This is a genomic window from Pseudomonas lundensis (assembly GCF_002269125.1).
Lineage (GTDB): Bacteria > Pseudomonadota > Gammaproteobacteria > Pseudomonadales > Pseudomonadaceae > Aquipseudomonas > Aquipseudomonas lundensis_A.
Map to the genome: position 1 here is coordinate 100530 of NZ_NQKI01000012.1, position 21635 is coordinate 122164.

The 21635-nt window shown below is 58.2% G+C and carries 18 protein-coding genes, 1 tRNA gene and 1 pseudogene; 7 read left to right on the plus strand and 13 right to left on the minus strand.

Annotated features, from left to right (window positions below; genetic code table 11):
- Nucleotides 1-40 precede the first annotated feature (40 nt).
- Nucleotides 41-700, minus strand: coding sequence for a glutathione S-transferase family protein (locus CJF39_RS10135; RefSeq protein WP_094993289.1), 660 nt, complete (start codon nucleotides 698-700; stop codon nucleotides 41-43).
- Between the two features lie 127 nt (nucleotides 701-827).
- On the opposite strand from CJF39_RS10135, the gene CJF39_RS10140 reads away from it, so the two are divergent.
- Nucleotides 828-1112: a hypothetical protein gene (locus CJF39_RS10140; protein ID WP_094993290.1), complete on the plus strand. Its 285-nt coding sequence runs from the start codon at nucleotides 828-830 to the stop codon at nucleotides 1110-1112.
- An 8-nt stretch (nucleotides 1113-1120) separates the two neighbouring features.
- Here CJF39_RS10140 and dibA read toward each other — a convergent pair whose 3' ends face one another.
- Nucleotides 1121-3043: a phosphodiesterase DibA gene (dibA, locus tag CJF39_RS10145; RefSeq protein WP_094993291.1), complete on the minus strand. Its 1923-nt coding sequence runs from the start codon at nucleotides 3041-3043 to the stop codon at nucleotides 1121-1123.
- 150 nt (nucleotides 3044-3193) lie between these two features.
- Between dibA and desA the strand changes: the two genes are divergently transcribed.
- Nucleotides 3194-4378, plus strand: a complete 1185-nt coding sequence (gene desA / locus CJF39_RS10150) for a delta-9 fatty acid desaturase DesA (RefSeq protein WP_094993292.1) — start codon at nucleotides 3194-3196, stop codon at nucleotides 4376-4378.
- A 43-nt stretch (nucleotides 4379-4421) separates the two neighbouring features.
- Here desA and CJF39_RS10155 read toward each other — a convergent pair whose 3' ends face one another.
- The 4 genes from CJF39_RS10155 to gabD all read right to left on the minus strand — a co-directional run bounded on the left by CJF39_RS10155 (nucleotide 4422) and on the right by gabD (nucleotide 8683).
- Nucleotides 4422-5636, minus strand: coding sequence for a response regulator (locus CJF39_RS10155; RefSeq protein ID WP_094993293.1), 1215 nt, complete (start codon nucleotides 5634-5636; stop codon nucleotides 4422-4424).
- Between the two features lie 144 nt (nucleotides 5637-5780).
- The gene (gene gabT, locus CJF39_RS10160; protein WP_094993294.1) at nucleotides 5781-7064 is read right to left on the minus strand and encodes a 4-aminobutyrate--2-oxoglutarate transaminase; all 1284 of its coding nucleotides are present in this window, start codon (nucleotides 7062-7064) and stop codon (nucleotides 5781-5783) included.
- An 8-nt stretch (nucleotides 7065-7072) separates the two neighbouring features.
- Nucleotides 7073-7204, minus strand: a complete 132-nt coding sequence (locus CJF39_RS23480; RefSeq protein ID WP_262373531.1) for a hypothetical protein — start codon at nucleotides 7202-7204, stop codon at nucleotides 7073-7075.
- Nucleotides 7205-7240: 36 nt separating this feature from the next.
- Nucleotides 7241-8683, minus strand: coding sequence for an NADP-dependent succinate-semialdehyde dehydrogenase (gene gabD, locus CJF39_RS10165; protein ID WP_070411468.1), 1443 nt, complete (start codon nucleotides 8681-8683; stop codon nucleotides 7241-7243).
- 347 nt (nucleotides 8684-9030) lie between these two features.
- Here gabD and CJF39_RS10170 point away from each other — a divergent pair.
- The 4 genes from CJF39_RS10170 (at nucleotide 9031) to CJF39_RS10185 (ending at nucleotide 13374) form a co-directional block, all read left to right on the plus strand.
- Nucleotides 9031-9107, plus strand: a tRNA-Arg gene (locus tag CJF39_RS10170).
- 242 nt (nucleotides 9108-9349) lie between these two features.
- A complete protein-coding gene (locus CJF39_RS10175; RefSeq protein ID WP_249275345.1) occupies nucleotides 9350-9868 on the plus strand; it encodes an RNA polymerase sigma factor in 519 nt (172 codons plus the stop codon).
- A gap of 10 nt (nucleotides 9869-9878) precedes the next feature.
- Nucleotides 9879-10811 (plus strand): FecR family protein, encoded by a 933-nt coding sequence (locus tag CJF39_RS10180; protein ID WP_094993310.1) that lies wholly within the window; start codon nucleotides 9879-9881, stop codon nucleotides 10809-10811.
- A gap of 115 nt (nucleotides 10812-10926) precedes the next feature.
- Complete coding sequence (locus CJF39_RS10185; protein WP_249275346.1) at nucleotides 10927-13374, plus strand: TonB-dependent siderophore receptor; 2448 nt, start codon at nucleotides 10927-10929, stop codon at nucleotides 13372-13374.
- A 70-nt stretch (nucleotides 13375-13444) separates the two neighbouring features.
- Here CJF39_RS10185 and CJF39_RS10190 read toward each other — a convergent pair whose 3' ends face one another.
- The 7 genes from CJF39_RS10190 to CJF39_RS10220 all read right to left on the minus strand — a co-directional run bounded on the left by CJF39_RS10190 (nucleotide 13445) and on the right by CJF39_RS10220 (nucleotide 20878).
- Nucleotides 13445-14923, minus strand: a complete 1479-nt coding sequence (locus CJF39_RS10190) for a YdgA family protein (protein WP_094993296.1) — start codon at nucleotides 14921-14923, stop codon at nucleotides 13445-13447.
- Between the two features lie 137 nt (nucleotides 14924-15060).
- Nucleotides 15061-15705, minus strand: coding sequence for an NADH:ubiquinone oxidoreductase subunit N (locus CJF39_RS10195; protein WP_094993297.1), 645 nt, complete (start codon nucleotides 15703-15705; stop codon nucleotides 15061-15063).
- A gap of 107 nt (nucleotides 15706-15812) precedes the next feature.
- The gene (locus CJF39_RS10200; RefSeq protein WP_094993298.1) at nucleotides 15813-17258 is read right to left on the minus strand and encodes an efflux transporter outer membrane subunit; all 1446 of its coding nucleotides are present in this window, start codon (nucleotides 17256-17258) and stop codon (nucleotides 15813-15815) included.
- Nucleotides 17255-18157, minus strand: a complete 903-nt coding sequence (locus CJF39_RS10205; protein ID WP_094993299.1) for an efflux RND transporter periplasmic adaptor subunit — start codon at nucleotides 18155-18157, stop codon at nucleotides 17255-17257. The genes CJF39_RS10200 and CJF39_RS10205 overlap by 4 nt, the downstream gene beginning before the upstream one ends.
- On the minus strand, nucleotides 18154-18363 hold the full coding sequence (locus tag CJF39_RS10210; RefSeq protein ID WP_047272783.1) for a DUF1656 domain-containing protein: 210 nt from the start codon (nucleotides 18361-18363) through the stop codon (nucleotides 18154-18156). Before CJF39_RS10210 ends, CJF39_RS10205 begins: the two co-directional genes overlap by 4 nt.
- Entirely contained in the window at nucleotides 18360-20450 is a 2091-nt protein-coding gene (locus CJF39_RS10215; RefSeq protein WP_094993300.1) for an FUSC family protein, read from the minus strand. Before CJF39_RS10215 ends, CJF39_RS10210 begins: the two co-directional genes overlap by 4 nt.
- The gene (locus CJF39_RS10220) at nucleotides 20447-20878 is read right to left on the minus strand and encodes a MarR family winged helix-turn-helix transcriptional regulator (protein ID WP_094993301.1); all 432 of its coding nucleotides are present in this window, start codon (nucleotides 20876-20878) and stop codon (nucleotides 20447-20449) included. Before CJF39_RS10220 ends, CJF39_RS10215 begins: the two co-directional genes overlap by 4 nt.
- Nucleotides 20879-21319: 441 nt before the next feature.
- Between CJF39_RS10220 and CJF39_RS10225 the strand changes: the two are divergent.
- Nucleotides 21320-21559: pseudogene (locus CJF39_RS10225) on the plus strand (GntR family transcriptional regulator); the annotation flags it as partial.
- Nucleotides 21560-21635: the final 76 nt, after the last annotated feature.

A 21635-nucleotide genomic window follows, 5' to 3' on the forward strand; every position in this document is an offset into this window, starting at 1 on the left:
ACTCGTCAGCGACTACATCCGGGCGCCCAAGGGCGCCCGATTATTTCTTGCTACTGATCCACGCCATAAATTGCGGCATGGCCGCGGTTTTGTCGGCGGCGATCTTCTGCGCATGCGGGGTTTGCTCAAGTTGCTTGAGTAAGGCTTTCGCCGCAGGCCACTCGGCCAACAAATCCAGTCCAAATACTTTATGCCCTACGGCACACGCCAGATCCACGCTGTAGAGGAAGAAAATGTCCGCCACACTCAAGGTTTCGCCTGCCACATACGGGGCGAATTTACCGTGCCTGCCGAGGGAAGAAATGCCTTGAATCAACTCGGCTTTAGCTCTTTCCTTAATCTCCTCCGACACTTTCATGCCAAAGAAAGCCTCGGGATAACACGCGCGGGCTGGCAACTCGATGTACAGCTCGATTTCCTTGGCCAGCGCCAGCACCTGAGCACGCTCGAACGGATCGGCTGGCAGCAGGGCGGCGCCCGGTTGAGTGTCTTCAATGTATTGCAGGATCACGCTGGTTTCGTTGATGAAGCCCTGCTCAACACCCAGCACCGGCACTTTGCCACGCGGGCTGATGGCCAGCGCTTCGGGGGTCTGGGCGGCAAAAAACGGCACTTCCTCAAACGGCACGCCTTTTTCCAGCAGCGCCATTTTGACCATGTTGTAGTAGTTGCTGACTGCAAATCCGTAAAGCTTGAGCATTGCGAAGCCTCCAGGCCGGGTTGGGGGGTGGGCAGCGTTTGTTATAGAGGTTCACCACTCGACTGGCTAGCAGCATCACTGCGCTGAATGCAGTTAAACTGCCCGCCTTTACTTAAGGAGCCTGCCCATGAGCGAGCCAACAGACATCGATAGCGACGAAGAAGCGTTCGCCGAAAACACCCTGATCGAGGCCATCGAAAACCAAATAGAGGCCGACAACCCGCCTGCTGCCAAAGCCACATTCAACAAGCTGACGCTAGTGGGCTATGAGCGCGATGACATTTTGAACATGATGGCCCACGTGCTGGCTGTGGAAATTGACGCGATTCTCGAAGAAGACCGCGCCTTCAACACCGAGTGGTACGAAGCCGCGTTGCGCGCACTGCCCGAGCTGCCACCCGAGAAAAACTGAGCCGGCACTCAGGAGCGAATCGTCGGCGCCCGCTGCCAATCCAACGCGTGGGCGGGCACCGGACGACCAAACCAGTAGCCCTGCCCCAAGTCGCAATGGTGGTCGAGCAGGAATTGCGCCTGTTCGACATACTCGATCCCTTCAGCGTGCACCTGCATGCCCATGCTCTGCGCCAGCGCGATGACTGCGCGCACGATGGCCACATCGTCATCGTCACTCGGCAGCCCGGCGACAAAACCCTGATCGATCTTGAGCTTTTGCACCGGCAATCGCTTGAGCCGCAACAGCGACGAAAAACCGGTGCCGAAGTCATCAATCGCCAGTCGCAACCCCAGCTCACGCAGGCGATGCATCTGCTCCAGCGCAACTTCAGAATTGTCCATGACCGCACTTTCGGTCACTTCCAGCTCCAGCAACGCGGGATTCAGCCCGGTGTCCGTCAAGACTGTAGACACCAACTGATACAGCTCGGGCCGCGCAAAGAGGCGGCTGGAAATGTTCACGGCGACAAACGACAACTCCACGCCCGCCGCTTGCCATTGGCACATCTGCCAGCAGGCCTGCTCCAGCACCCACGCATCAATCTCGGCAATCAACCCCGTACGCTCGGCAATCGGAATAAATTCGCCCGGCGCCACCAGACCGCGTTGCGGGTGCTGCCAACGTACCAACGCCTCAACGCCCACCATGCGGCTGGAGGTCAAGTCGTGAACCGGTTGGAAATAGACGCGCAGCTCATGCTGTTCCAGGGCGCGCCGTAAATCACTGGCCACTTCAATGCGGTATTGCGCATGGGCAGTCAGTTCTTCGGTGTACAAAGCGTAGCCTTCGCGGCCCGCGCTTTTGGCCTTGAACAACGCCGAGTCGGCATTGCGCAGCAATTGTTCGGCATTCAGGGCGTCATTGGGGTACAAGCTGATGCCCACACTGGCGCTGATGAACAGCTGGTGGGTTTCAATGATAAAGGCGCCCTTCATGACTTCGAGCACTTGCTGGGCAAAGCCGGCAGCCTGAGCAACCTGTGTGCAGGTTTCCACCAGCACGGCGAATTCATCGCCGCCCAGACGAGCCACGGTAAAGCCTTTACCGAACACCGCCGTCAGGCGCTCACCCACGGCCTTGAGCAACAGGTCACCGACGTTGTGGCCCATGCTGTCGTTGATGATTTTGAAATGATCGAGGTCGATCATCAGCAGCGCGCAACCCGATTTGTGCCGTTGCGCGTACGCCAGCGCCTGTTCGGCACGGTCAGTGAACAGCAAGCGGTTTGGCAGGTCAGTCAGTGGATCGTGATGCGCCAGACGCATCAATTCGGTTTGGGTGTTTTTGATTGCAGAAATGTCCGAAAACACTGCCACGTAATGGCTGACCCGGTCTTGGCTGTCGCGAACGGGGCGAATTGTCTGCCATTGAGGATAGATCTCGCCGCTTTTGCGACGATTCCAGATCTCACCGTGCCATTCGCCGGTTTTTTCCAGCGATTCGAACACGGCCTGATAAAATTCCGGCCCATGATGCCCAGACTTGAACATGTTGGGCCGTTGACCCAGTACCTCGTCAGGTGCATAGCCGGTGATTTTCACCAACGCCGGGTTCACGTGCACGATGACGCCATTGTGATCGCTGACCAGCACGCCCTCACGGGTGCAGTCGAACACCACCGCAGCCTGACGCAGGCGCTCTTGATCCTGACGCTGGCGTTTCAAGCGCGCGCCCATACCCAAAAAACTGAACAGGCGGGCACGTGCGACGAATATCAGCCCGGCACTCACACACACCCAAACATAGCTATTAACCAGCTGCCAGCGCGCCAATTGGGCTGAATCATCAAGAAAACTGTTCAATAAATGATCAGTGAGCAACAGCCACGAGACCGACAACAGCCCGTATAAAAGGGCTGCACGCATGGCATCACGATAAGAAACCGACATAAGACAGTCAAAACGCCTACAAAAAAAGAGGAATTATAGTGTAAGAAACATCCCGCGACTGTTATCTGAAAGGCCGACTGGTTTTATCTGCCTGCATAGTGATAATGCGTGTTGCAGTTTTTTTCATCTTCCCCGAGGGCCAAACAGCCTATGTGGTACAACGGTTTACTCGACTTGTCAGCCTGGCAACTGGTGGCAGTCACTCTGTTGATGACCCACGTGACCATTATTGGTGTCACGGTTTATCTCCATCGCTATTCAGCTCACCGCTCCCTGGAGCTCAATGGTGGCCTGAAACACTTCTTCCGCTTCTGGCTGTGGCTCACCACTGCACAGAACACGCGCGAGTGGACTGCCATCCACCGCAAACACCACGCCAAATGCGAAACCACCGATGATCCGCACAGCCCGGTCATCAAAGGGTTATCGACCGTTTTGCGCAAAGGTGCAGAGCTTTATCGCGAAGAAGCACAAAATCCCGAAACCCTGCGCATCTATGGCAAGAACTGCCCTGAAGACTGGATTGAGCGCAATCTGTACTCGCGTTACAAACTGTTGGGCGTTGCGATCATGCTCGCCATCGACCTGCTGCTGTTCGGCGCCATCGGCCTGACCATCTGGGCGATCCAGATGATGTGGATTCCCGTCTGGGCCGCTGGCGTAGTAAACGGTCTGGGCCATGCGGTGGGTTATCGCAACTTCGAATGCCGCGACGCAGCGACCAATCTGGTGCCGTGGGGCATCATTATTGGCGGCGAAGAGCTGCACAACAATCACCACACCTACCCGAACTCGGCCAAGATGTCGGTGAAAAAGTGGGAGTTCGACCTCGGCTGGGCGTGGATCAAAGTGTTCAGCTTTTTACGTCTTGCCAAAGTGCAGCGGGTTGCCCCCATCGCCCACCGGGTCGAAGGCAAAGGCAGCCTGGACATGGACACCGCCATGGCCATCTTGAACAACCGTTTTCAGATCATGGCGCAGTACCGCAAGTTGGTAATTGCACCGCTGGTTAAGCAAGAGCTGGCCAAGGTCGATCATTCAGTGCGCCACCAGTTCCGCCGTGCCAAGCGCTTGCTGTCACGCGAGACCAGTTTGCTGGAAGACCGTCATCACCAACGTATCGAGACGTTGCTTGAGCACAGCCAGTCGCTGAAAGTGATTTACGAAAAGCGGCTGGCCTTGCAACAGATCTGGGTCAAGACCAGCTCCAACGGGCACGACATGTTGGCGGCAATCAAAGATTGGGTCCACGAAGCTGAGGCCAGCGGGATTCAATCACTGCGAGAGTTCGCCAAGCAGTTGAAGACGTACTCGCTGCGCCCGGCAGCGGTTTAAAGGAGAGCGTGCAACCGTTGCTACAGGCAGCAGTTGCACAAGCTCAAGACTTTTTAAGCAGACGCTCCAGCTCCGGCACGCCAACTTTCAACAGGCGTGCCGTTTTGCTTTTAGCCACCTCGTTCACCCCTTCGCCAGGCTGCAAGCTGGCCACCTGCCCCGCCAGATTCATCAGCAAGGCTTCCCGCGAATACACCCCGCCACCCAAGTGATATATCGCCGCGATCAGCTCGCGCAGCTCCAGCGGTAAACGCCAACGGGTGCGCAACGCCGAACCATAGGCCGCGCCGAACTCAGCCAGCGACTCGTCAATGGCTTGAGTGTCCAGCGCGCCACCGGCCTGCTGCCACTCCTGCAAACAGCGTAATAACGCCAGATCTCCCAGCCGATGCAGTAACCCGGCGCAGTAGCAGCGCTCCTGATCCAGCATCAACAGGCGAGCCAACGTGCGCCCGTATTCAGCGGTGTGCAGCGACGCGTTCCAGTAATGTTCCGCGTAATCAGCCAGGCAAGGGTCGCTGAGACGAGCGCTGCGTTTGAGGGTCAACCCGAGCACCAGATTCATACTTTGCGCCGGCCCGAGGCGTTGCAACGCCTGCGCAAGCGTCTGCACCGGACTGGCCTGATGCTGGGCTGCGCTGTTGGCGGCCGCAATCAGCACCGCCGTAATTTGCGGGTCGGTGCGCACCTCTTGCTCAAGCAGTTTCAGGTCCAGGCCACCCGGATTGAGGCTGCGCTTGACCGCCAACTGCACGTCGGCCAGCAAAGGCGCGCCATCCGATGAGGCACGCCGGTGTTCCAGAAACCGCGTGAGGGTCATACCGGGGGTCAACGCCGGAACGTCGCACGCCACCTCTTGCCCCGCGCTCAGCAGCAGGCCTTGCAATCGCTGTGTCAGACCGGGCATGTCCAGCGGTTTGGTCAGGTAAGCCGTGGGCACCAGTGGCAAGGCTTCCCGCACGCTGGCACTGTCGTTGCGATTACTCAACAAGATAAACGGCAAAACAGGGCTTCGCCGGCGCTGACGCACGTGGCGCAACAGATCGAGACCGCTGACGCCAGAGAGGTCCCAGTCAGCGATCACCAGGTCGCAGCTCTTTTCGCCCAACAGTGCGATCGCCTGCTGACCTTCGCCACATACATCCAGTCGCGCGTCGCAACGCACACTCAGTACCACTTGTTTGAGCAGATCCCGAGACCACGGGTCGGTCTCGGCAATCAGCACGCTCGGCGCAGTGGACACATCAACAGCAGTCATGAATACGCTCCGGGGAATGTCTATGCACCTTAGTCAATGCCGCGCGTCGGATACAGGCCAAATGCCCTAATTGCGCTTTACAGACGCAAAAAAACCGCCGAAGCGGTTTTTTTGTGTCACGTATCACAACTTACACGCCAAGACTCACGCCAGTTCAGCGAAGCACTCTTCGATGATGGCCAGGCCTTTGTCCAGTTGTTCGTCAGGCGAGGTCAGCGGCACCAACACCCGCAATACGTTGCCGTAAGGACCGCACGACAACAGGATCAGACCTTTCTCACGCGCTTTGGCGACGACCTGTGCCACGGCCGCTGCGTTTGGTTTGTGGGAGTCGCCGCCTTCAAACAGCTCAACCGCGATCATGGCACCCAGTGCGCGAACATCACCGATGACCGGGTACTTGGCCTGGATAGCCTTGAGGCCGGTAACCAGACGCTCGCCCACCGCTTTGCAGCGGTCCAGCAAGTGTTCTTCTTCAAACACGTCCAGCACAGCCAACGCAGCCGCACAGGCAATCGGGCTACCGGCATACGTGCCACCCAGACCGCCCGGTGCGATGGCGTCCATCAGCTCGGCCTTGCCGCACACACCGGCCAGCGGGAAGCCGCCCGCGATGGATTTGGCAAACGTGGTCAAGTCGGCAGTTACGCCCATCTGCTCCATGGCGAAGAACGTACCGGTACGCCCTGCACCGGTCTGTACCTCATCCGCGATCAACAGGATGCCGTGCTTGTCACACAGCTCGCGCAGGCGCGCCATGAACGCTTTCGGCGCCACGTAGAAACCACCTTCACCCTGTACCGGCTCGATGATGATGGCGGCGATGTCTTTCGGCTCGGCATCGTTTTTGAAGATGCGCTCGATGCTGGCGATAGAGTCGTCAACGCTGATGCCATGCAGTTCGCACGGGTACAGCGCACGGAAGATCCCGCCCGGCATCAGGCCCATGCCGGCCGAGTAAGGCACGACTTTACCGGTCAGGCCCAGCGTCATCATGGTACGGCCGTGGTAGGCGCCGGTGAATGCAATCACACCCGCACGACCCGTGGCGGCGCGGGCGATTTTCACGGCGTTTTCCACGGCTTCAGAACCGGTGGTGACCAGCAAGGTTTTCTTGTCGAAATTGCCCGGCACCTTGGCGTTGATTTTTTCACACAGCTCAACGTAGGGCTCGTAGGCCAGTACCTGGAAGCAGGTGTGGGTCAGTTTGGTCAGTTGCTCTTGAACAGCGGCAACGATTTTCGGGTGCAGGTGACCGGTGTTGAGTACGGCAATACCGCCTGCGAAGTCGATGAATTCACGACCTTCAACGTCAGTCACGGTCGCGTTCTTCGCAGACTCGGCGAAGATCGGGTGAATCTGGCCAACACCGCGCGGGACAGCGGCTTCACGGCGTTTCATCAGGGATGCGTTGGTCTTGTTGCTCATGGGTGTCCTCATTCGCCGCTCATCAAACGGCGTGGTTCAAGGCTGACGCGCCGGGGAGACAACCAGGCCAGCATGCGATGATCGACTGGCATGGCGCTCCCGGCCACAGGAATTAACACGTTGAAACGCAGAGGAAGCATCGCTCTCGTGCCCCCTCTGCTGAACCACCCGCCGGGTTAGATCCCCAGGCAGAGATATTTGATTTCCAGGTAGTCTTCAATGCCGTATTTGGAGCCTTCACGGCCCAGACCCGACGCCTTGATACCGCCGAACGGGGCGACTTCGTTGGAGATCAGACCGGTGTTCACCCCGACCATGCCGTATTCGAGGGCTTCCGCCACACGGAATACACGGCTCAGGTCGCGGGCATAGAAGTACGACGCGAGACCGAATTCGGTGTCGTTGGCCATGGCGATCACTTCGGCTTCGTCTTTGAAGCGGAACAGTGGCGCCAGCGGGCCAAAGGTTTCTTCCTTCGCCACAGCAGCATTTTTTGGCACGTTTACCAGAATGGTCGGCTCAAAGAAGCTGCCTTCCAGGCTGTTGCCACCAGTCAATAGCGTTGCGCCTTTGCTCACGGCGTCTGCAATGTGCTCTTTGACTTTGGCCACGGCCTTGTCATCGATCAGCGGCCCCGTGGTGGTGCCTTCTTCCAGACCGTTACCGATCTTCAGCTTGCCCACAGCCGCTTTGAGTTTTTCGGCAAACGCGTCGTACACCGAATCCTGAATGTACAGACGGTTGGCACAGACGCAGGTCTGGCCGTTGTTGCGGTATTTGGAAATGATTGCGCCTTCAACAGCCTTGTCCAGGTCTGCGTCGTCGAACACGATAAAGGGCGCGTTACCCCCCAGTTCCAGCGAAACTTTTTTAATGTCCTTGGCACATTCAGCCATTAGCTGGCGACCGATCTCGGTCGAGCCGGTGAAGGACAATTTGCGCACGATCGGGTTGCTGGTCAGCTCGCCGCCGATGTCGCCAGCGCTGCCGGTAACCACGCTCAACACGCCCTTCGGAATGCCTGCACGGTGCGCCAGCTCAACCAGTGCCAATGCGGAAAAAGGTGTTTGCGAAGCAGGCTTGATGACCATGGTGCAACCGGCCGCCAGTGCCGGGCCTGCTTTACGCGTGATCATGGCAGCCGGGAAGTTCCACGGCGTGATCGCGGCGGTAACGCCAATGGGTTGCTTGATCACGATCAGGCGTTTGTCCGGCTGGTGACCCGGAATGACGTCGCCATAAATACGCTTGGCTTCTTCCGCGAACCACTCGATGAACGACGCGGCGTAAACAATCTCGCCTTTGGCTTCGGCCAGCGGCTTGCCTTGCTCCATGGTCATCAGGCGACCCAGGTCATCTTGATGTTCGATCAGCAACTCAAACCAACGGCGCAGTTTAGTGGCACGCTCTTTGGCAGTCAGGGCACGCCAGGCTGGCAGCGCCTTATCGGCCGCCTCAATGGCGCGGCGGGTTTCAGCGGCGCCCATCTTTGGCACAGTACCGAGAATTTCACCGGTGGCCGGGTTATTGACCTTGATCGTCTGGCCGCCGTCGGCGTCTACCCAAGCCCCGTCGATATAGGCTTGCTGGCGGAACAACTGTGCGTCTTTGAGCTGCATGTGGGCTTTCCTTAACAGCACCGCGCGGACGCGGAGCAAATTATTGAGTGTAGAAAGGCGCCAGAGGTGGCTGCCGTCAGGAAGTCATTCACTGCCAAAGTGTTCAAAAAACGCACAACACACACGGCGTGCGGTTTAGCACTCAGACAAGAGCGTTTGAAATCTCAAACGAATCCTAGGAGCAAAGGGGGTAAAGGACAATAGGTTGTTCGAAAAAAAGAACAAGCGGCTATTAAACCCCCTTTCTCGCACGGCCCCCATTAATAGCCCATATCGGCGCAAGAAACACCCGCTCAATCAGCGGCATGGACGGGTGACACGCAGATGAGTATTATGGCGCCCGCGTCGCACCAGTAGCTCAGCTGGATAGAGTACTGCCCTCCGAAGGCAGGGGTCGTGGGTTCGAATCCCGCCTGGTGCACCATTCTTCTTTCCCTTGTTCAAGGGAACCGCTTTACCCCTCCGTTATTTATTCGCTCTCCTGCAAGTCATCGCTTGATGCATTGCCGCGACTGAGCTTGCCCCCTGACACGATTAGAAAGAAGGGTGTGCTGCATTCTGGCGTCCTCCCTTTCAGTGGCGTACATGGCGGGTCATTGCGCCGGGGCGCGCAATCATGAATGATACGGCTTCTCATTCACGCCATTGCCGCTTGAGTCTCTGTTGATGCCCTCGCCTTCTCCTTCCCGTTTGCTGGCCAGTTTTCAGGAGCATTACGACGATCTGTTGTCGTTCCTGACCCGCCGCCTGCGAGACCGTCACCGGGCGGCGGATGTGGCGCAGGAAACGTGGATCAAATTGGCGAAGATCGATCCACACTCAATCACTGTGCAAAATGATCGGCACTTTATTTTCAAGGTCGCGGGCAATCTGGCCATTGATACGCTACGGATCGATCAGCGCCAGACCCGTAATTTGAGCGCCGAGCCTCCGTCGGTGGAACTTGTGGATCCGGGCTTGCCGCCTGAAGGGCTGCTGTTGGCCAAGGAACGCATCGGGATTCTCGACCAAGCATTGCAGCAGTTATCGCCCAACGCCCGGCAAGCGCTGCTCATGAGCCGCATCGACGGGATGACCCAAGCCCAGATCGCCGCTGAGCTGGGCGTGTCGCCAAGTATGGTGGCAAAATACATCGGCCAGGCGTTGCGCCACTGCCGTGACTGGCTCAAACACAACCATGCCTGAGCCCGCCGCAATGCCTCCTTGCCCCCCCTCCGACGATCTCGACGATCAGGCCATTGATTGGCAAACCCTGCTGCACTCGGGTGAAGCCACGGCGCGTCAGCGTCTGGCGTATGTTCAGTGGCAGCACACAAGCCCCGCCCACAAAGCGGCTGCTCAAGAGGCCGAAGCGCTGTGGGCAGACATCGGTTTGACCCCAACGGCTCACACTCACGTCGTCACACCTCGCCCGCGCCGCAGGGCTGCACGCTGGGCCAGCGGGGTGGCGGCCGGGCTGGTGCTGGCAGTGGTCGGTTATGGCGGCGCCGAGGCTGTGCCGGGCTGGTTCGACACCCATCACACCGGCGTTGGCCAGCGCCAGCAATGGGTATTGAGCGATGGCTCACGGGTCACGCTCAACAGCGCCAGCGCAATTACCGTCGACTTCAATGAACACCGCCGCACGCTCTCACTGCGCAAGGGCGAAGCCTTGATTGAAGTGGCTGAGGACCCGTCGCGGCCTTTTATCGTTGAGGCTGGCGCCGATCGGGTGCAAGCCAAAAGCGCTACCTTTAGCGTGCGACGCGAATCGGATCAAACAAGGGTGCTAGTGGCCACCGGCGCTGCGCAGGTCGAGCATCAGGCTCAAACACTGGAGCTGCGAACCAATCAGTTAGCGGTGTACCGAGCCGGGCAAGCGCTGGCCGAGCGCGATCAGGTGGACGCCCATGCGCTCACAGCCTGGCATCGCGGCAAACTGATCTTCAATCGTAAACCGTTGCAAGAGGTGCTGGCCGAGCTGGAGCGCTATCAATACGGGCGCATCGTCCTTCCTGATGCCAGCCTCGGCGCGTTGCAAATCAGCGGCGTGTTCGACCTCAACGACCCGCAAAACCTGCTGCATACCCTGGAGCAACGTTACGGGCTGAACATCACCTATTTGCCGTTTGTGGCGTGGGTGCGCTGAAAATAATTCTTCGCGGGCACTGCAAGATCCGCTCGGGCATATCGTCGTAGTAAGACTGAGAGCGAAATACGTTCTCATTTGCGACATAAAAACCCGAAGAAGGATTGAAAACGCGATGGTCGAGCACGTCAAAAAGCCGCGTAGTGCACAACGTAAAGAACAGCGACTGCGTCAGGTGTTGATCGCCACCACCTTGTTCGCCAGCTTGGGCGGCACCGTGCAGGCCACGGCTCAGACAGCGACGGCACAAGACACAGCCATCAGCACGCGTCAGGTCACTGTCAGCGTCCCGGCTCAAGACCTCGACCAAGCCCTTACCCAGTTCGCCGACCAGGCCGACTTGCACCTGCTGTTCACGTCTGCTGAAGTCGCCGGTCTGCACAGCCCGGCGTTGCAAGGCCAGATGAGTGTCGCGCAGGCGTTGCAGACCTTGCTGGCGGGCAGCGGCCTGAACTGGCAGTTCAGCGATGCACGGACGGTGACCCTGCACAAGCCGGAAGCGCCCGCCCAAAGCCTGCAACTCAAAGCACTGCAAGTCAGCGTCGGCGCGCGCACCAGCACAGCGATCAGCGAAATTCCGGGCACCGTGTGGGTGGTCGACCACGTGCAGTTGCAAGAACAGCTCGACACTGGCGTCACCCTGAAGGAGGCCATCGGCAAGCTGGTACCGGGGCTGGACCTGGCCCCTGAAGGACGCAGTAACTACGGGCAAAACATGCGCGGGCGTAACGTGCTGGTGATGATCGACGGCGTCAGCCAGAACAGCTCGCGCGGGTTGTCGCGACAATTCGACAGCATCTCGCCGTTCAACGTGGAGCGGGTCGAAGTGTTATCTGGCGCCAGCGCGCTGTACGGCGGCGGTGCCACGGGTGGGATCATCAATATCGTGACCAAAAAAGGCACCCCCGGCCCGGCTCAATTCGAAACCGAACTGTCAGCCACCAGTGGCTTCAACAACAGCGATGACCTGTCCAGCCGCATCTCGCAATCGGTGAGCGGCGGCACGGAACGCATCTACGGCCGGCTGGGGATTTCCGGCGAGCAGAATGAAGCCTTTTACGATGGCAAAGGCGATCAGGTGTTTATCGACAACACCCAGACCGACCTGCAGTACAACCGCACCCTTGACCTGATGGGCAGCCTCGCGATCAAGCTCGACGATGAACAGGACCTCGACCTGCTGGCGCAGTATTACGACTCGGGCAACCACGGCAACGTGGGCATTTACTTCCCCAACCTGCACGACAAGGCCCCCTCCAACCTTGAAGATGCCGAGATCCGCAGCGGCTATGACACCGACCTTAAGCCGCGCTCCAAACGCCTGCTGTTCAACGCCAACTACCATCACAGCGACGTACTGGGTCAGGACTTCTACCTACAGGGTTCTTACCGCAAGGAGGACAACAACTTCTTCCCGTTTCCTTACTACAACACTGCCAAACCCCAAGGCTCAAAAGGCGTTTACTTTGCGGCATCGCAGCAAAACTTTGAAGTCACCAGCCTCAAGGCGCTGTTCGCCAAGCAGTGGGACCGCTTGAAGCTGACGTATGGCGTGGACCTGGATCGCGAGCGTTTCAACGCCGAGCAAAGCGTATTTGATTCGGCCATTTCCTCGCAAAGCGGCGGCCTTGATCTGGTCACCCAGAGCAAAGCCCCGCGCTATCCCAGCTACCGCGTGGACGGGCATTCGGTGTACGCGCAACTGGACTGGAAACTCACTGACGCCCTGACCCTGTCCGGCGGCGCGCGGCGCCAGCAAATGGACGTGGAGGTGGGCGTATTCAAGAATGTACCGGGGGGCAGCAACGACTACGCGGTCAATCTGTTCAACCTGGGCACCATTTACGACTTCCAGAACGGCCACCAGACCTGGATCAACTACAGCGAAGGCTTCGACCTGCCGGATCCGGCCAAGTACTACGGCAAGCCGGGTTTGAGCGTTAAAGATAACCCGCTGGCCGGTATTAAAAGCCGTCAGGTTGAGACCGGGTGGCGTTTCGCGGATGTGGATTGGGATGCGCAGGCCGCGGTTTATTACATCTGGTCGGACAAGGTCATCACCACAGATGCCGCCACACTGACGATTGATGTAACAGACAAGAAGAGCCGCGACTTTGGGTTCGAAGGCGCGTTGACCCGTCACTTCAGCGACGGCTGGGAGGTGGGTGGCACCTTGCACATGGTGCGTTCAGAGGAAGAAGACGCTAACGGCGACTGGATGAAGCGCGATGCGCGTTACGCATCATTGTCCAAATCCACCGCGTTCGTGGGATGGCACGGAGATGGACGTAACGTACGCCTGCAAGGCAACCATGCATTCACCCTCAAGGACGATGCCGACCACACAATCAGCGGCTACACCACGTTCGATTTAATGGGCAGCCAAGAAACCGGATTTGGCACGTTCAGCGCGGGTATCCAGAACCTGCTCGACAAGGAATACAGCACCGTGTGGGGCCAGCGTGCAGCGCTGTTCTACTCGCCAACATACGGACCGGAATACTTGTACGACTATCAGGGCCGCGGTCGGACCTACAGCCTGACGTGGTCGATGGCGTATTGACGCATCGTGTTGCACGCCAGCGGCGACAGATTTTCTGTCACCGCTGACGAGGCATGAGACGCTGGGGTAATTACTGAATCGGCGCGTTGAAGCGCAGAGTCATTTGGTTGATGAAGTCTTCAAGGCTCATTTTCTGGCCGTTGAAATCCACGTTGCCTGCCGCGTAGTCAAGCGATGCCACAATGTTGTCGCCTTCCACTTTTGCCAGCCCGGCACCCACAGCGATGTTGCTGACCATGTTGCTGGTCATGGTGCCAACCTGCGCCAGGGTCTGCGGGTCGGTTTGGCCTTCCAGTTGCGCCTGTACACCGGCGAGGTCGGCAATCATCGGCTTGGACAGCTGCAACTTGGCTACCAGCGAGGTCAGCAGTTGCTTGGTGATTTCCACCGGCGGCTGATCAAGGGCAGCAGGCTGAGCCAGTGCAACTGCCAGGTTGAACTCGCTTTCGCCATTCGGCGTTTTCACCGTCAGCGTCTCGACCGCCATGTGCGGTTTACCCGCCAGCAACGTATCAAGATTGGTTTGTAGCTGGGTTTGCTCGGCCGGGGTCAGCTCAGTCGCGGGCAGTGTGCCGTCAGGTTTAGGCTGAAATTTGGTCTGGTAAATCTGCAACATCGATTGCATCGCAGGGATGTCCAGGCTGCTGGCGCTCAAGACCAGTTGTGCACTGCCGACCGGGTTGTTGTTGAGCGAAACGTCACCGACTTTGTAGTCCAGTCGCCCTGACAACAACTTGCCTTTGGCCGAGGTGGAGCCGGTGTATTCAAAATTATTGACCTTGAGCACCGATTGGCGATTGCCGAAGGTAAACCGGGTTTCATTCAAATTGATAAAGTTCTGACCCAGAAAGAAGCCAAATTCACTTTTGTCCAGGTCACTGGCCACGGTCAGACCGTTCAGCTCAATCAACAAAGGCGGTTTGTTCAGCGACACGGCATGCAGTTTGAAGTGATCCATGTAGCCTTTGCCTTTGAGGTTTTGACCGTCGGCACCGGACGTCCCTTCCATGGTCATGCCCGAGAAGCTGAGGCTGGAGTTTGCGTCCAGGGCGGCTTCGAGCGGCAGAAACTCCATACGGCCTTCAACCGAACGGTTGTAATTCAGTGTGACCTGGCCTTGCAGCGGCGATTGGTCCTTGGCAGCAGCAAACCACTTTTCAGTGAACGGTGTTTTTTCCAGCGCATACGTGGTCGTTGCCATGACTGGCATCCACTTGAAGGTTTTGAGGCGCGACCACGGCAACGGACCATGCTCGATGTCGGCCACGAACAGCAACTCTACAGGCTGGGCATCCGGCCCGGCGGAGTCATCCTCAACCTTTACGCGGTAGTGGGCGGTGCTGTTGTAGAGGTGACGGTCAAGTGAGACCAGTTCGACCGAGCCGTGGGTTGGCGTACCTTGCAACTGAGACGCCAATTCCTTGTTGGCCTCCTGAATCGACGTTAGCAACACGCCTTCCAGTTTGGTGCCGGTGTACCACGCCCCAGCGGTATTCAGAGCACCTGCAATAACAACAATCCCTACTAACACGCCTAATGGTTTATTCATCAGTTGACCCGTTCAATGTCCGTTGTGTTGAAAGTAAAAGCGGTCTTTGCCAAGCCCGTCATGGGCCGAAAAGTGGCAGCAGGGTATCACTGGCAACTTGCCACACGCTTCTTTCGGACATTTTCAGTCATGAAAATTCATGCTGGGCGGGCCAAGAGACGCTCTATTTCATCCAGGCGATGATCGAAATTCTTGAGGATGGCGCTCCAGGTGTACACCAACACTTCCAGGTCATGATCTACGCATATTTCTCCCACGGAATTCACAGACGAATCTGAGTAATCCAACTGATACCGCTCTCGGGCCATGGCAGCGGCTACGTCAGATAACTCGCGTGCGTTATCGAGCCACTGACGCTCTTCCGAGGGCAAGGCTTTATCGAGTTGCAGGCATTGAGATTTGAGGGCATCAAGGCTTTTTTCGAGTGGCGTTCCGGTCAGTTCTCCCATGAACGCTTCAAACGTGCGCCCCGGCTGCCAGTAGCTGCCCCAGAAGTAGCGATCGAAGACTGTTTCGACGCGGCGTAATGCGATTTTGGTGTCCCAGATCAGAACCCGGGTCTGACCGGCTTCAACCTGACGCTTCTTGATTTGCCGGGTTTGCACCAATGCCCAAGCCACCACAGCAATAGCCAATACCGCAATCAATGCACTGGCGCTGTCCAGGAAGAACAACGCCTTGTCGATCTGGTGCGCCAACATGATGCCGTAGAAGTACGTAGCAGACAGCAGCACCACCGCGACGACCGCACACCAGAAACCGGGAGCATAAGGGTTTTTCATTATTAGAATCCCCATCGAGCCATTTTGCGCGATGGGGAGGGGCTAAAAGTGTCTCGACGCCCTGAGCCATCGTTTTGATACCGACCTCTCAGAGCATAGCAACGCCATCAGGGTTTGGCGTGGGTCGCCGCTTGCGTTCGTCCGCTTTCCCAGCCACCACCGAGGGCCAGAAACAAGTCGATCTGGCTCATGGCAACCTGAGTGTTGGCCGCTGACAATTGCGCGCGCATATCCGTGTAAACCCGGGTCGCTTGCAGGTCCGCCAGGAACGACTCGCGCCCCGCCTGAAAGAATTGGTGGGTTTGGTCGGCGGCTGTCTTGGCTGATGCTTCTGCTTCGGCCAAGGCATCGCGGCGCTGCAACAACGCGGTGTATTGCACCAGACTGGTCTGGGTTTCGCGGATCGCGTTTAGAACAACGCCGTCGAACTTGGCCAGCGCACCTTGGGTGGCGGCTTCGGCTTCACGGATACGCGCACGCGAGCCGTTTGTAGGAATAGTCCAACTTAACAGCGGGCCAAAGCCCCAACGATTGGTCGGCGCAGTGCCAAGATTGTCGATGATGCCAACAGTGCCAATGCTCGCGCCGATGCTGATGTCGGGGTAAAGGGCGCCTGTGGCCACGCCGATCTCGGCGGTGGCTGCCGCCAGATGACGCTCGGCCTGACGCACATCGGGACGGCGCTTGAGCAGCGCGGCACCGTCACCCACGGGCAACAATTGCGCGATCTGCGGCAACTCGGCGCAAGTGGCTACGCCCGTGGGCAGTTGGTTCAGCGGTTTGGCCAGCAACATCGATAGACGAAACAGCCCGGACTGGCGCAAGGCTTCGTAGCGAGGCAGTTCGGCGCGCAACGATTTGAATTGAGTTTCAGACCGCGTGACCTGAGTTTCGTCGCCGCGCCCTGCATCGCGCAGTTGCTGGGTCAATCGCGTGCTTTGCGCCTGCAGCTGGAGTGACTCTTCAGCAATGTGATGCTCCTCGTTGGCCGCGCACACTTGGGTGTACGCCCGTACCACGTCTGCCACCAAGGTGATACGAGCAGTGTCAGCGGCGGCCTGGGTGGCGTCAGCATTGGCCTGTGCCGCCTCGATACCGCGCTGCAAGGTGCCCCATAAATCGAACTGATACGAAGTGCTGATGCCAAGGTCGCCTACGTTGGCCACAGGCACCTTATCGGCCAACAGGAACGCTTCGCCAGACTCCTGCAAGCGCTGGGCGCCCGCCTTGGCCGAACCGCTCCAGCCGCCCGCTGATTGCGCTTGCTCAACCTGAGCCCGTGCCCGCGACAGGTTAGCGGCTGCAACGCGCAGGTCCGTGTTGGAGGCGAGCGCCTGACGCACCAGCTCGTTAAGCTTCGGGTCCCGATAGAGCTTCCACCAATCGGCAGGCACGGGCGCCGACATCACGTTGGCCCCCTCGCCCGCAAACCCTCCCTGCAAATCGGGGCGCTGCAGCGCGGCGTCTTTGGGCAGGTGATAGTCCGGCCCCACCAGTTGGCAGCCGGACAGCAACAAACCCAGCCCCACGGCCGCCAGGTGAACCGCTTTCATTGCGCTTGCTCCTGCGCAGGCGTGGTTTTGGGTGAGTCTTCGATAATCGAAACCGTGGCGGTTCGCCCGGCGATCATACGGAAATCTTCCGGCACTTCGTCGAACACAATGCGCACCGGAATGCGTTGTGCTAGCCGTACCCAGCTGAACGCCGGGTTGACGTTTGGCAGCAGGTTCTGGCCGCTGCTGCGGTCACGGTCTTCAATGCCCGCGACAATGCTCTCGACATGCCCGCGCAAACGCGCATTGTCACCCACCACACGGATATCCACGCTCTGGCCGACGTGAATACCATCGAGTTTGGTTTCTTCGAAATAGCCATCAATATGAAATGAGCTGCTGTCGACAATGGATAACACCGGCCGCCCGGCTGTGACGAATTCGTTGACCCGCGGCGCCCGGTCGTTGACATACCCGTCCACCGGGCTGCGCACGACGGTGCGGTCAAGGTTGAGCTGAGCGCTATCCACGGCCACTTGGGCCTCGGTGAGCGCCGCTTGTGCACGCATTTCGCGGGACTGGCTTTCTTCCAGTTGCTCGCGGGCGACCAGATTGCCCAAGCCTTTGTTACGACGACTTTCACGCTGGGCCTGGGCCAGGGTTTCCTTGCGATCGGCCAGGGTGGCTTGGGCCTGGCGCAGCGCCAGCTTGAAGCGTTCCTGGTCGATCACAAACAACACCTGATCACGGGTGACCGGCTGGTTGTCACGCACCTCAACCTGTTTGATCAGGCCCGAGACATCGGGGGCAATCTGCACGATGTCGGCACGGATGTGGCCGTCCCGTGTCCACGGCGCAAACATGTAGTACATGGTCATGCGCCAGACCACGACGCAGGCAAACGCCACCACCAGCAAGGTGAGAACGACGCGGCCCAGGGTCAATAACGGTTTTTTCATGTCATCAAATATCGACTTAACGAATCCACAACGCCGAGAAGCAGAGCGTAGAGACCGACGTTGAACAAAGCCCGGTGCCAGACCAGGCGGTAAAAGTGCACACGCGTCAGAACCGCGTGTACCACCAAAAACAGTAAATAGGTGATGCCCATCAACACCAGAAAGGTAGGCAGGAACACGCCGCTGATATCCACATCCCCGATCATAGCGGTGCTCCATCAATACCTTGTACGTGCGGCTGGGGCAGGTCGTCGTTGTCAACGATAAATTCGACGCCGGGCAACAGGGCCAGCCGCAGACCGCTTAGCGCGTGCAACAAATGAACACGGGCATCACTTTCGTCCTGCAAATCATTGGCATTGAGGGCGCGGCGCGTTCGGTCCATGGTCATCTGTAACCCTGCAGGAACAGGCAGGCGTTCACCGGCCATCAGGCAGCTGCGAAAGTAATCCCCTACGTCACTGACCACTTGGCGCAGCAGCAGTTGCGGGCCGCCGGTCACACGAGGTGCATACGCAAGCAAGTCCAGCAGATTAAGCGCGACGCGCAACTCGCGTACCGCAATGCCGGTGTCTTGCCCGGTCATGGCCAGGCGCGGCAAATGCTGCATCAGGCGATCAAGCATTTGCGCCCCCATTTGCCGGTGTTCGGCCAGCGTCGCGGGTTTGGTGAGCCGTACAATATCCCGCCAGCTAAAACGGGTTAGGCGCTTGGCCGCCAGCTCAGCACCGAACGGCCGGGCGATCAGCGTCCACACAAATGCAAACAGCAAGCCGATAGGGCCTGCAAGGTTGGCATTTATGAACACCATGAAGTCCGCGTCGTAGGCGCCCTGAATGCTGATAAAAGACGCAGTGTTCACAATCGTCAGTAACGTGCCCAGGTAGAAACGCGGCTGCACGGTGAGGGTGCCGACGCAGATAAAGGGCACAGCGAACGCCAGAACCAACATGGGGAAATCATGCAGGTTGGGCAAGATCACAAAGAGGTACAAACTGGCAAACAGTACCGACAGCGAGGTCCAGAAAAAGAAGCGGTAGATTTGCGGGGCCGGATCGTCCATCGCAGCAAAGAAACTGCAGGCTACAGCGGCAAGAATCACGGCACTCGCCCCGTCTGTCCAGCCCAGCAAAATCCACAACACGCACGCCACCACGATGGCGGTCACAGTCGAGAACGCCGAATAGAGCATCAGGCCGCGGTCCAGAAACGGCGTCAGGCGACCCAGCCGCCAATGTCGATACACCGCGCGCCAGACATCTTGATTTCCCGTCGTAATGGCCTGCTGCAAACTTCTGCAGTCTTGCCATAGATCGATCCACTCACCCAAGCGGTACAACACGTTGGACAACAGCAGCTGACGCCGATCATCCAGCGCCGCCGCGCTCGGTTGCAGGGCCTCAAGTTCGTGGCGCAGGGCCTTCCAGTGCTCAATAGGCGCGCCTTCGCGAGTGCTTTCAAGCCATTGTCGCGCGCGGTAGAGCAGTGGCGTGACTTGCTCTACCAGCTCGGGCGTGCGCCGCTCAAGGGCGTACAGCGCGTCGTCCAGTGCATCCACGACAGGCAGCAGGTGAATCATGCGCCCGCGCAATTCTTTGGTGTTACGCACGGTTTGCGGGTGCGCACCTTCATGGGGTAATTGGCCGATCATCAGTTCAAGGGTGTTGAACGTGGCCACCATCGAGGAACGCAGGCCGCTGACCTTATTGGGCTCTACATCTCGGGCCAGAAAGTGTTTGCTGTAGTTGGCCGCATCACCAAACCACTTGCCCGCCGCATCAATGAACACGGGGGTCAGGCGGCGCGGCCAGAACATGCTACCCACGACGGCGGCGCAGACGATGCCGAGCATGATTTCTTCGGTCCGCGAAATGGCAATGTCGAAGACATTGAGCGGGTTATCCACAATCGGCAGTGCGATCATCGGCATGGTGTAGCCCGCCAACATGAACACGTAGCTGTTGGCGGTGCGCAGATGGAGCGACAGGAACAACAGAATGCCGGTCCAGAGCGCAATGACCAGTACCAGTAAAAACGGTGTCTGGACGAACAGCGGCACAAAGAACACGGCTGCCGATGCCCCCAGCAAAGTACCCAGGGCGCGGTACACGGCCTTGGAGCTGGTAGGGCCTACGAAGGGGCTGGAAACGATATAAACCGTTGCCATCGCCCAATACGGGCGCGGCATTTCCATGAGCAGGGCGATGTACAACGCGATCATCGATGCGGCGAATGTGCGTACGCCGTAAAACCAGTCGCGTGCAGGCGGCATGCTGCTGAAGAAGCCGTTCAAGAAGCAGCCCCATCAGGCAGTTGGCCAGCCGCTTCGAATGCCTGGATCACTCGCAACGCGGCTTCTTGATCGGCGACTGGCACATTGGCCAGCGCCGCACGGCGCAATTGAACCAACTGCGCCTCAATGGACTGCGCAAGAGCACGCCCGGAGTCTGTCAGGCTTAACGTTTTGGCGCGGCGGTCACTGGCGTCCTCGCAACGGCGGACGTAGCCGTCTTTGCACAACTGATCAAGCAAGCGCACCAACGATGGGCTTTCCATACCGGCTGCATGGGCCACAGTAACCTGCCGCACACCCTCGCCCAGGCGGCCGATAATCAGCAGCGGCATGGCGCAAGCTTCGGAAATTCCGTAATTGACCAGCGTGGTCTGGCACACGCGACGCCAATGGCGGGTCGCGACCACCATGCCAGTGCTGATGCTCATTTGAAGTGAATCAAGGGTGTCAGACAAGAGAAGCGTCACATAATGTTAGTTTGCTAACTATTAATTTTGCGCGGCGAGTGGGTTTCAGTCAAGAGTGTTGCAAATTAATTCTTAAACAGCGCGCTGACTGCACCTTTGCGCACGTGCCTGGCCGTGCCTAGGTGAATATAGTCGAGCCTGAGTGAACCGAAGCCCTGTTACTCAGCCTTGCTGCAAATGATCACCGGTCGTGGTGGTACCAAAAACAATGAAATGGCGAGTTATCCCGCGTGAAGGTCTTCTGACAGACAGTCTGTAAGACAGTTCTGAAATTCGATATGGATGGACTCACCTGTCGTTACGGTAAACTTGTTGTTACAGGATTTGACAAGGATTTGGTCTGTACCTACCTTCATTTGGATCCAAACAAGCAAGCTGAATGTCATACGCAGGTGCGCGAACGTGGCCGTAAAACGAAACCCTTTAAGCAGCATTGAAGTTCATGGCCCTGTAGCAGCTCATCAAGCTCGCGCGGTAATCGAAGAGTCATTGCGTAATGCCATCCTCGACGGGCGTCTGCCATGCGGTACGGCGATTCGCCAAGAGGCGCTGGCCGATCTGTTTGGTGTGAGCCGCATGCCGGTGCGCGAAGCATTGCGCCAACTGGAGTCCCAAGGCTTATTGCATGTAGTGCAGTACAGGTGTTGGCGCTGATTGAAAACTGACCCACCCTGCCGATTGAAAATTGACCCAGGACGGATTGCTGATTTCTGTCCCA